The sequence below is a fragment of the Spirulina sp. CCY15215 genome (genome assembly GCF_016888125.1).
Lineage (GTDB): Bacteria > Cyanobacteriota > Cyanobacteriia > Cyanobacteriales > Spirulinaceae > CCY15215.
On record NZ_JACSWA010000285.1, the window covers coordinates 1 to 11,310 of the forward strand.

Consider the following 11,310-nt stretch of genomic DNA (forward strand, 5'->3'; position numbering starts at 1 on the left):
CGGTCAGACCCCGCGTCGCCGAAAGGCGCAAGGGAATGCTGACCAAGACAGTCGAAGCTAACATTACCCTAGAAATAGGAGGCTCGAAAGAGCAAAACCGCTATGCGTACAGGGTTGTTTAGTTAGATACAGTAATTGTCCTGTTAAAAGTGCAATACAAAAGCACCCTAATTAAACAACTCCAAGGCGGTAGCGAAACTAATATAAAGCAGTCCTATAAGGACGGGGTTTCTACCCAATTTTTCTGATGAAAAAATATTTGCTCTTCCTAATTTCCTTCCTACTTGTTTTCTCACCCATAACGGGGATAGCTCAACCGCTAAACCGCCCTATTCTTCGTATTGGCAGTCAGGGAGAGGTAGTGCGGGAGTTACAAGCTGCTTTACAGTTATTGGGCTTTTATACGGGAGATGTAGACGGACTTTATTCTGAAAGTACGGTGATTGCAGTTTCCCGCTTCCAAGAAGCTGCACAGTTATCAATAGATGGCATTATGGGCGCAGAAACGTGGAATCAACTTTTTCCCTCCTCCCGTGAACCTCTTCCCGCCCTTCCCGCCCTTGAACTTCCCGCCCGTCCCGTCCGTCCCGCCCTTGAACTTCCCGCCCTTCCCGCCCTTCCCTCATCTCCCGCCCTTGAACCTCCTCCTGCACCGGAATTTGCGCCAGAATCTTCATCTGAGGAAGGCGATCGCGAAGAACTAAATTTAGCTATTTTGCGATCGGGTATGCAAGGAGAAGCCGTCAAACGCTTACAAGAACGGCTTCGGATTTTGGGACTCTTTTCTGGTGAAGTCGATGGGATTTTTGGCGCACAAACCTTGGAAGCAGTAAAAAAATTTCAACAGCGAAATAATATGACTGTAGATGGAATTGTTGGCAGAAAAACTTGGGAAATTTTGCTTCGTTAAGTAGTTGATAGATAGTAATGCACTAAGTTTGTCGAAGTGCTGTTTATTGAAACTGCTGGGCTTTCTTTTTTCCCTTATACCAGCGATACCATTCTCCCGAACTGCGAACTGAAAACCATAATAAAAACATGGCAATTAAACCGCCTTGTTCGGGGGCATTAAAGGCAAATAATACCAAAAAAATACATAACGCATCTTCAAGGAAAACAATCCAAATTGGTAAACCCTGTAAGCGAAAAAACCAACCCACCTGAACTAATTTAAGGACAAATGCTAAGAGTCCTCCTACCATTGCTACAATCCACAAGGGTTGAAACTCAACGGAACTAATTTTTGTGGCGGCGATCGCCATCATTCCCCCCACAAAAGGACTCAATATTAATTGTAAAACTTGATTAACTCGCTGTCCTAAAAGTTTTTTAGAACCAAAGAGTTCAAAAAGCGACCAACTCGTAAGGATTCCTAATAAAACTTGGGGATGAATGTCAGACAGAAATGGCACATTATGCCAAAGAAGATCGCTTTGAAACAACCCGATCGCTAACAGGGGAAGTGCAATTCTCATTCCGGCGGCGGCGGCGGCGGAAAGTGCGGCTAAGATTCCAACAAACACGATGGTCATACCTACAACATAATGAAAAGACCCGCACCCTATTTGAACTATTTTAGGCGGTTTTGTTCCGGCGATCGGATCATTCCTCTTTAACTATTCTGCCTCTTTTTTGCCGAAAATAGAGCAGTATCATGCAGGGACAGAAACATTACAATCTATTTCTAAAAATAACTTTTTGTTAAAAAGTAATAATTTATACTGTTTTATGTGTTTATATAATATAGAGAACAAAACAATTGAGGTCGAATATGACGATCGCCACCCCAACAAACCAATTATCGCTTTCCTTGTTGTCTGATGCCAGCAGCCGCCTCGAAGAAGTATTAAAGTATGTTTCTATCTCTGAGGATGCCTTGGGTCGCTTAAAGTACCCCAAGGCTAGTTTGAGTGTTTCTATTCCCGTGCGAATGGATAATGGCTCTTTGCGAATATTTCAAGGCTATCGAGTACGTTACGACGACACACGAGGACCAGGGAAAGGGGGAGTTCGCTACCATCCCAATGTTACTTTAGATGAAGTTCAGTCTCTCGCTTTTTGGATGACCTTTAAATCAGCCGTAATGAATTTGCCTTTTGGCGGTGCAAAAGGAGGAATTGCTTTAAATCCCAAAGAATTATCCCGTCAGGAATTAGAACGCTTGAGTCGGGGATATATCGATGCGATCGCCGATTTCATCGGTCCCGATGTGGATATTCTCGCACCGGATATGTACACAAATGCGATGATCATGGGCTGGATGATGGATCAATATTCGATTATCAAGCGCAAGGTCAGTCCGGCGGTGGTAACGGGTAAACCTATTATGATGGGGGGATCTCAGGGTCGAAATACGGCCACAGCTACGGGGGCATTTTACGTTATCAGTACACTTTTACCTCACTTTGATCTCATTCCCGAACAGACAACGGTGGCTATTCAAGGATTTGGTAAAGTGGGGGCTGCTTTGGCCGAGTTATTGGCACAAGCAGGTTATAAAGTCGTCGCTGTCAGTGATTCTCAAGGGGGGATCTACTGCGATCGCGGCCTGGATATTCCTAGCATTCGCCAATATAAAAACGAAAGTCGCAGTATTAAAGCGGTTTATTGTGAGGATACCGTTTGCAGTATTGTCGAACATGAAGTGCTAACTAACGAGGAATTACTGGCTTTAGATGTGGATGTTTTAATTCCTGCGGCTTTAGAGAATCAAATCACGGCAGCCAATGCCCATGATATCTCTGCAAAGTATATTTTTGAAGTGGCAAACGGTCCGATTACTTCTGCTGCTGATAAGATTTTAGAAGCAAAAGGGATTTATGTCTTCCCGGATATTCTCGTCAATGCAGGAGGCGTTACCGTGAGTTACTTTGAATGGGTGCAAAATCGTAGCGGGATGTATTGGACCTTAGAAGAAGTTCAGCAACACCTCAAACCGAAAATGGTCGAAGAGGCAAAGGCAATTTGGAAACTCGCCCGAGAATACGATATACCAATGCGAACGGCGGCCTATATTCACGCCCTCAAACGTCTGGGAGAGGCATTGGATGCCAAGGGAACACGAGATTATTATACCAATGGTAAAAATTAATCTCAGTACTTCTAAAAACGACTCGTAACTTTACCCAAAATGCGATCGCTTGGCACAAAACCAAATGTTCGGCTGTCGGTACTTTCTCTCAGATTATCCCCTTGGAGAAAACAATTCCCGTTGTCTAAAACTACCGTAACTCTTTTAATAATTTTCAACTGCGATCGCTGAGGATGTCTCGCAATAACAATATCGCCGACACGGGGAAAAGCGTTTTCATAAGCCTTTAAATCGGTTACAACTTCATCACCGGGTTTTAATAATGGCAACATAGAGTTACCTGCAATGCGAAATCTTCCCCGTTTTCTTAATAGCAAGAGCAAGAATTCTCGAGGCGATCGCGCTAATTCTGGATGATTTACTGAGGACATAAAAAAGAAAAAAGGCGCTGAAATCAACGCCTCTAGTAACATAAATTAAAACTGAAAAAATTGGCGACAAAACCAATTAAGAAGGCTTCGCCAAGTACCAAGAAACGTCGCGTCCCTTGCTTTTCCAAAACATATCGTGAATCTTCTTGACCATTTCAACTAACTCTTTTGCATGAGTTTCGCTTACTTCTACCTTACAAGAAGAACAAAGTTTTGTTGCTTTCCAGAAAGTATCGTGGAGATCGGGGAAATCTTGTAAATGAACGGGTTTGAAATAATCCGTCCAAAGCACTAATAATTCCTCTTTGGTTTTATGTGCTTGTTCTTCCTTAATCGCAACATACCGAGAGAAAGTATTGTTGTAAGCAATGACTGCATTTTTATCGTTGGGGTTGGGGAGTTCCAACGCAATCAATTTTTGGGTCATTGATAGTACAGCTTCTGCTGTAATCCTTGAAGTAGAAGGATCGTAAACACCACAGGGACCATCGCAGTGCGCTTGAACTTCCTCTGCGGGAAACCAATTTTTGAGCTTGGAAATTAGAGTATTAAGCATGAGATTACCGTGTACTTGTTGATTTAAACTGCTTTGAGCAATGTTTTTGATCGGGTTGGGTTCTTTGCTGCTGAAGCTAGATAATGCTAAAGTTGCAGCCATTTATCCCCCCGTACCCCATCTAGCTTAGTGCTATTCGGGATGCGATGCAAGATGGACTTAGGCGTTTACAATGGAGATTGAGTCTAAGGGCGTAAGTAAATCTGCTCATTAGACCAATTCGGAATCTTGATTCAATGCGATCGCCAAACCTATGAATGCAAAAGAACTAGCACAATACATCGAACAAACAAACGGAGAGTCCAAACCGTGGTTGCTGGTACAACTGCGCTTGAAAAAGTTACAGGAAAACCGCGATCGCCTTTCTCCCACGGAATATATTTGCTGTCTTGAAGATATTCACCAAGATATGATGAATTTGGGTGAATGGTGGATTGGGAGAGAAAAAGAAGTATTTGAAGAAGGGCGATAAGTAATGGTTACATGATGATCATTTCTTTGTTAATACTTTATTGATAAGTGATAAAATTAAAATGTCTGTAGAACTACAAAGCGAATTGAATGAAGCGGTTAGTATGCGCCGCAATTTTGCCATTATTTCCCATCCAGATGCGGGAAAAACAACTTTGACAGAAAAGCTGTTACTCTATGGTGGAGCGATTCACGAAGCAGGATCGGTAAAGGCGCGAAGGGCGCAACGTAAGGTGACTTCCGACTGGATGGAAATGGAACAGCAACGGGGAATTTCTATCACCTCAACGGTTTTGCAGTTTGAGTACGACGGTTATCAAATCAATTTACTCGATACTCCAGGACACCAAGACTTTAGTGAAGATACTTATCGCACTCTGGCGGCGGCAGATAATGCAGTGATGTTGATTGATGCTGCAAAAGGCTTGGAACCGCAAACTCGCAAGCTATTTGAAGTTTGTAAAATGCGAGGTTTGCCCATTTTTACCTTTACTAACAAAATGGATCGCCCTGGACGAGATCCCCTCGAGTTATTGGACGAAATTGAGCAAGAATTAGGCTTGCAAACCTATGCAGTGAACTATCCGATCGGGATGGGCGATCGCTTTCGGGGAGTATTCGATCGCCGACAGCAGAAAGTTCACTTATTCCAGCGTCGCGCTCACGGTAGCAAGACAGCAGAGGATACAGTCTTCGAGATTGGCGATCGCCGACTGGAAGAATTACTCGACCCAGAACTTTATTCTGAACTTAAAGAAAATCTAGAAATTCTTGAGGAAATTGGCTCTGATTTTGATTTAGAAAAGATTCATGCAGGTAAATTAACCCCGGTCTTTTTTGGTAGTGCGATGACCAATTTTGGGGTACAACTTTTCCTCGAAGCCTTTTTAGAATATGCCCTCAAACCCGAGGGAAGAAATTCTACTCGTGGCGCGATCGCCCCCACAAATCCTGATTTTAGTGGCTTTGTTTTTAAACTCCAGGCAAATATGGACCCCAAGCACCGCGATCGGGTGGCTTTTATTCGGGTTTGTACGGGAAAATTTGAAAAAGATATGACCGTCAGCCATGCGAGAACTGGCAAAACCGTGCGTTTATCAAGACCGCAAAAATTATTCGCTCAAGGGCGAGAATCCCTTGATGTAGCTTATGCTGGGGATGTGATTGGTCTGAATAATCCAGGGGTTTTTACCATTGGCGATACGATTTATCAGGGTCAGAAATTAGAATATGAAGGAATTCCTTGTTTTTCTCCAGAACTATTTGCTTATCTGAAAAATCCTAACCCTTCTAAATTCAAACAATTTAACAAAGGAATTCAAGAATTACAGGAAGAAGGTGCAGTACAAATTATGTATTCTGCGGATGAATTTAAGCGCGATCCGATTTTAGCTGCGGTGGGACAATTACAGTTTGAAGTGGTGCAATTCCGCCTCCAAAATGAATACAATGTGGAGACAAGGTTAGAACCTTTACCCTATAGTTTAGCGCGATGGGTTGCTGGCGGTTGGGAAGCCTTGGAAAAAGCAGGACGGTTATTTAATACCATTACTGTAAAAGATAATTGGGAACGTCCAGTTTTACTGTTCAGAAATGAATGGAATATGCGCCAAATTATGGAGGATCATCCCAATTTAAAGTTGAACTCTACTGCACCGGTTGGCTCGGGTTTACAACCGGATGCTTAAAAGAATTTTAGCGATCCCTTACTAGATTTTACCGTCCCGATTCTGTATCCTGAGATTGACTTGCAATGTAGGGGCTTCCGCATGAGCTACACTGTCACTGATATTAATGCTTTTCTTAAGCAACATACCCCCTTCGATCGCCTACCCGAACTGGTATTGGCGGAATTAGCTGGCGGAATGCGCTTTCTGCGCTATCGTATGGGACAAACGATTCTTTTGCGGGATAAACTCCCTCAAAATGTTGTTTTGCTTTACGAAGGACAAGCGCGGCTGTTGGGTTACGATCCCACCACGAAAATGCCCCTGACTCTCAAATTACTGGAAGTGGGAGAAGCAGCCGGTTGGACGGGAATTTTGCGGGGACTCCCTTGCGAAACCGCGATCGCCTCCACAGAAACCATCTGTCTCACCCTCGAAGCGAAACAATTTTTACTCCTCCTCAAAGAACATCTCCCCTTTGCAGAATATTTTCAACAAACTGTTTCCGTAGCTGAAATCTTCGATCTCCTCGCCAACCAAAATTTTATTCAAGTTCAAGGGACCCAAGACCTCAAACATCTCTCCCAAAGCGCCCAAGAAAGCGTACAACTGTGCAATTTACCCCCCGGACGTACATCAGTTAGCAATCCCCTCCTACAGCCCCTGCAAGACCCAGATTTGCTCTGGTTGGTCAGTGGGGGGGGAGTCATTGAAAATTCCCCAAGCGGCGAACCCTTACAACTGCAAGAAAACCAGCGCTTCCTTCAAGTTCAAGGTAAATTTCCCGCCCGCTTACTCGGTTTTCTCCGTGCAGATTTAACGAGTCAACCCAAGATAGAAACCAGAGAACCAGAAAGGGTTAATCCTAACGCCTCTAAAACCGAAAACCTGTCCACCGTTATCCCCTACGCCCCAGAAGTTCGCGAAAGTGACTTAGCCTTAGAAACAAAAACAAATCGCAAGCATATTAAGTATCCTCACGTGCGTGGGAGTGGCGAACTCGATGGAACTGTGGCTTGCTTTCAAATGCTTTGTCTCTATTACAATGTTCCCTTTCGTCGAGAAGTGATTCGCCGAGTCTTATCCCAGCAGATCGATCGCCAGGGGAGTTTATCCCTGTACCATTTGGGTGCAGTGACAGAACTATTAGGGTTGAACGCCCAGATGGTGAACGTTCCCGCCGCGACAATTACTCGTTTGCAACCTCCGATTTTAGTACGCTGGCAAGAAAGTTGGGCAATTTTATACGAAATTGGCGATCGCCAACTCACAATTGGCTCCCCAGAAATGGGCATCCTGCGCCGCAAACCCGCCGATTTTATCGAATCTTGGGAGAAATTCGGTCAAGTTCTCCTCGTTCAACCCACCAAAGAAACCCCGAAAAAACGTTTTGGTCTTTCTTGGTTCATTCCGGTACTCTTGCGCTATAAAGGAGTCCTTATCGAGGTTTTTATCGCTTCATTTCTCGTGCAGCTTTTTGGTTTAGCCAATCCTCTCATCATTCAAATTATTATTGATAAGGTGATCGTGCAGAATAGTGCCGATACCTTACAGGTTTTAGGGATATTTCTCCTCGCTGTAGCCGTTTTTGAAGCCATTCTCGGTACCGTTCGCACCTATCTTTTTGTTGATACCACAAACCGTATCGATATGACCTTGGGATCGGAGATTATCGATCATTTATTACGCTTACCTTTGCGTTACTTCGATCGCCGTCCCGTGGGGGAACTCTCCAGCCGCGTCAACGAGTTAGAAAATATTCGTTCTTTTCTCACAGGAACAGCATTAACAGTAGTATTAGATTCGGTCTTTTCCGTGGTTTATATTGCGGTGATGGTCATTTATAGCTGGCGATTAACCCTCGTAACTTTAGCCGTTATTCCTGTCTTTATCCTGATTACTTTACTCTTTTCTCCCATCGTTCGCCAACAGTTACGAACCAAAGCCGAACGCAATGCCGAAACTCAATCTCATTTGGTTGAGGTAATGTCAGGAATTCAAACAGTTAAAGCACAAAACATCGAACTGCGATCGCGTTGGCGCTGGCAAGAATTATACGCCCGTTATGTTTCCGCAGGGTTTAAAACCGTACAAACTTCCACTCTTGCCAATTCTAGCAGTAATTTTTTAAACAAATTTTCGGGTTTATTAGTATTATGGGTCGGTGCTTATTTAGTTCTCCAACAAGAGTTAACTTTAGGTCAGTTAATTGCGTTTAGAATTATCGCTAGTTACGTTACTAGCCCCTTATTACGTCTCGCACAACTCTGGCAAAACTTCCAAGAAGTCGGACTTTCTTTAGAACGCTTGGGAGACATTATTGATACACCCCAAGAAGCAGAAGAAGATAAAGGTAATATTCCCATGCCTGCTGTTATAGGTCATGTTAAATATGAAAATGTTTCTTTCCGCTTTAAACCCAATACTCCCTTACAATTAGTGAATGTTAGCGTGGAAATTCCCGCCGGAAAATTTGTGGGAGTTGTTGGCAAAAGTGGTGCCGGAAAAAGTACCCTCACGAAACTATTAGTCCGACTGTATGAAATCGAATCAGGGCGCATTTTTATCGATGGTTACGATGTCGCTAAAGTAGAATTATATTCCGTGCGGCGACAAATTGGAGTTGTTCCTCAAGACCCTTTACTCTTTGATGGCACAATTCAGGAAAACATTGCCATGAACAACCCAGAAGCATCCAGCGAAGAGATTATCGAAGCCGCAAAAGTAGCCGCCGCCCACGAGTTTGTCATGGGTTTACCAAGCGGTTATAATACGCGAGTGGGAGAAAAAGGTGCATCTCTTTCCGGGGGACAGCGCCAACGAATTGCGATCGCCAGAACCGTGCTGCAACGTCCGGCTTTATTGGTTTTAGATGAAGCAACCAGCGCCTTAGATTATCCCACCGAACAGCAAGTTTGCACCAATTTGGCTCGCGAATTTGGCGATCGCACGGTTTTCTTTATTACCCATCGTCTCGGCACGATTCAACATTCTGATATTATTTTAATGATGGATTCTGGGGCAGTCGTAGAACAGGGAGATCATGCAGAATTGATGGCATTGCAAGGCCGCTATTTTGCCCTCTATCAACAACAAGATGTTAAGAATCTCTAAATATTTTTGCATCAAATCAATCCCCATCAAAAATAAAAAGCTACAATATAAACCGCCTTCACCCAACCCTATTGCATTGTGAACTGAAATCATGGCGTTAATCGTCCAAAAATTTGGCGGCACCTCCGTCGGTTCCGTCGATCGCATTCAAGCAGTCGCCCAGCGCATTTGCAAAACGACCCAACAAGGACACTCCGTTGTAGTCGTCGTCTCAGCCATGGGCAAAACCACCGATATGCTCGTAGGACTGGCTAACCAAGTCTCTAGCACCCCTTCCCGTCGGGAAATGGATATGCTCCTCTCCACCGGGGAACAAGTCTCTATTGCCCTCCTCAGCATGGCTCTGCAAGAATGCGGACAACCCGCCATTTCCCTCACCGGGGCGCAAGTGGGTATCGTTACCGAAACCGATCACAGTCGCGCCCGCATTTTGGACATAAAAACCGATCGCCTGCAACGCCACCTCCAAGAAGGAAAGGCGATCGTTGTGGCTGGTTTTCAAGGCATTAGTAACAGCAAAGACCTGGAAATTACCACCCTGGGACGCGGTGGATCCGATACCTCCGCCGTCGCCCTTGCTGCCGCCCTCAACGCCGATCGCTGCGAAATTTATACCGATGTCCCAGGCATCCTCACTACAGATCCTCGCCTCGTCCCAGACGCGCAGTTAATGCTGGAAATTACCTGCGATGAAATGCTCGAACTCGCCAGTTTAGGAGCAAAAGTTCTCCATCCTCGCGCCGTAGAACTTGCTCGCAACTATAGCATTCCCCTCCTTGTCCTCTCCAGTTGGAGCGATACCCCTGGGACCCTCGTCATTCCTCCCCCCAAACAAGGGCGATCGCTGCAAAATTTGGAAATTAGTAAAGCCGTGGACGGGGTAGAATTTGATAAAGATCAAGCCAAAATTGCCCTGTTGCGGGTTCCCGATCGCCCCGGCATAGCTGCCAAACTCTTCGGAGAAATCGCCAGCCACAGCGTTGATGTAGACCTGATTATCCAATCCATCCACGAAGGTAACACCAACGATATCGCCTTCACCACCACTAAAAATGACCTGAAACCTGCCGAAGCCGTAGCCGAGGCGATCGCACCTATCCTGCGCTTTGACAATAGCCCTCACTCTACAGAAGCGGAAGTTTTCATCGATCGCCATATTGCCAAGGTGGCCATCATTGGAGCCGGTATGATCGGTCGTCCTGGGATCGCTGCGAAAATGTTCTCCACTCTAGCGGATGTAGGGGTAAATATCAATATGATTTCCACCTCAGAAGTGCAGGTGAGTTGTACCATTCGCGACGAAGATTGCGAAAAGGCGATCGCTGCCCTCTGTAGTGCCTTTGAAGTTAGCTCTTCCTCCATCGCCGCCGCCCCCAAAGCCCCTCTTGATGCTAACGCCCCTCCTGTCCGGGGGGTTGCCATCGACCGATCGCAAGCGCGTTTGGGCATTCGTCATATCCCCGATCGCCCCGGTATGGCGGCGCAAATTTTCGCTCTCCTCGCACAACATCGCATCAGTGTCGATACCATCGTTCAATCTCAACGCTGTCAGGTTATTGGCGGGTTTGCCAGTCGGGATATTGCTTGTACCATCGCCCGTGCTGATGCGCCGGAAGCTGAAAAAATTCTCACTAAGGTTGCTTCGGATTGGGGATTAGGGGAAATTGCGATCGATACGGATATTGCAAAAGTGAGTATTGTGGGCGCGGGAATGATCGGTCATCCAGGAGTTGCTGCGAAAATGTTTGCAGCCCTCGCCCGAGAACAAATTAATATTCAAATGATTGCTACTTCAGAGATTAAAATTACTTGTGTTGTGGCCGAAAGTGAAGGCGTTAAAGCCTTGAAAATCATTCACGAAGCCTTCGATCTGGGAGGGGAAGGACGGATTGAAATTCCGGCTTAGAAAGCAATTTTTTAGGGTGCATCTCAGTTTTGTAAAATCAGTTTTGTAAAAATAGCGAGCAAGATGCTCGCACTACCCCCATTATGGTTTATTGTAGTGGGAGCGTCTCGCTCCCTAGCTCTAATTATTCGGAG

The 11,310-nt window shown here is 45.1% G+C and carries 9 protein-coding genes; 6 read left to right on the forward strand and 3 right to left on the reverse strand.

Features of this window, described 5'->3' with window-relative positions; all coding sequences use genetic code 11:
- Window positions 1–247: 247 nt before the first annotated feature.
- The gene (locus JUI58_RS03605) at window positions 248–910 is read left to right on the forward strand and encodes a peptidoglycan-binding protein (RefSeq protein ID WP_204102378.1); all 663 of its coding nucleotides are present in this window, start codon (window positions 248–250) and stop codon (window positions 908–910) included.
- A gap of 43 nt (window positions 911–953) precedes the next feature.
- Here the strand turns inward: JUI58_RS03605 and JUI58_RS03610 are convergent, their stop codons facing one another.
- Window positions 954–1,532: a DUF4126 domain-containing protein gene (locus tag JUI58_RS03610; RefSeq protein WP_204102379.1), complete on the reverse strand. Its 579-nt coding sequence runs from the start codon at window positions 1,530–1,532 to the stop codon at window positions 954–956.
- 239 nt (window positions 1,533–1,771) lie between these two features.
- Here JUI58_RS03610 and JUI58_RS03615 point away from each other — a divergent pair, with 239 nt between their 5' ends.
- On the forward strand, window positions 1,772–3,091 hold the full coding sequence (locus JUI58_RS03615) for a Glu/Leu/Phe/Val dehydrogenase (protein WP_204102380.1): 1,320 nt from the start codon (window positions 1,772–1,774) through the stop codon (window positions 3,089–3,091).
- Window positions 3,092–3,102: 11 nt separating this feature from the next.
- On the opposite strand, the gene sodX is transcribed toward JUI58_RS03615, so the two are convergent.
- On the reverse strand, window positions 3,103–3,462 hold the full coding sequence (gene sodX / locus JUI58_RS03620) for a nickel-type superoxide dismutase maturation protease (protein WP_204102381.1): 360 nt from the start codon (window positions 3,460–3,462) through the stop codon (window positions 3,103–3,105).
- Window positions 3,463–3,538: 76 nt separating this feature from the next.
- Window positions 3,539–4,018 (reverse strand): superoxide dismutase, Ni, encoded by a 480-nt coding sequence (gene sodN / locus JUI58_RS03625; protein WP_348539827.1) that lies wholly within the window; start codon window positions 4,016–4,018, stop codon window positions 3,539–3,541.
- 253 nt (window positions 4,019–4,271) lie between these two features.
- Here sodN and JUI58_RS03630 point away from each other — a divergent pair, with 253 nt between their 5' ends.
- The 4 genes from JUI58_RS03630 (at window position 4,272) to JUI58_RS03645 (ending at window position 11,176) form a co-directional block, all read left to right on the forward strand.
- Window positions 4,272–4,490 (forward strand): hypothetical protein, encoded by a 219-nt coding sequence (locus tag JUI58_RS03630; RefSeq protein ID WP_204102383.1) that lies wholly within the window; start codon window positions 4,272–4,274, stop codon window positions 4,488–4,490.
- A 61-nt stretch (window positions 4,491–4,551) separates the two neighbouring features.
- Entirely contained in the window at window positions 4,552–6,177 is a 1,626-nt protein-coding gene (gene prfC / locus JUI58_RS03635; RefSeq protein ID WP_204102384.1) for a peptide chain release factor 3, read from the forward strand.
- An 81-nt stretch (window positions 6,178–6,258) separates the two neighbouring features.
- On the forward strand, window positions 6,259–9,270 hold the full coding sequence (locus tag JUI58_RS03640) for a peptidase domain-containing ABC transporter (protein WP_204102385.1): 3,012 nt from the start codon (window positions 6,259–6,261) through the stop codon (window positions 9,268–9,270).
- A 91-nt stretch (window positions 9,271–9,361) separates the two neighbouring features.
- Window positions 9,362–11,176: an aspartate kinase gene (locus JUI58_RS03645; RefSeq protein ID WP_204102386.1), complete on the forward strand. Its 1,815-nt coding sequence runs from the start codon at window positions 9,362–9,364 to the stop codon at window positions 11,174–11,176.
- The last annotated feature ends 134 nt before the right edge of the window (window positions 11,177–11,310 follow it).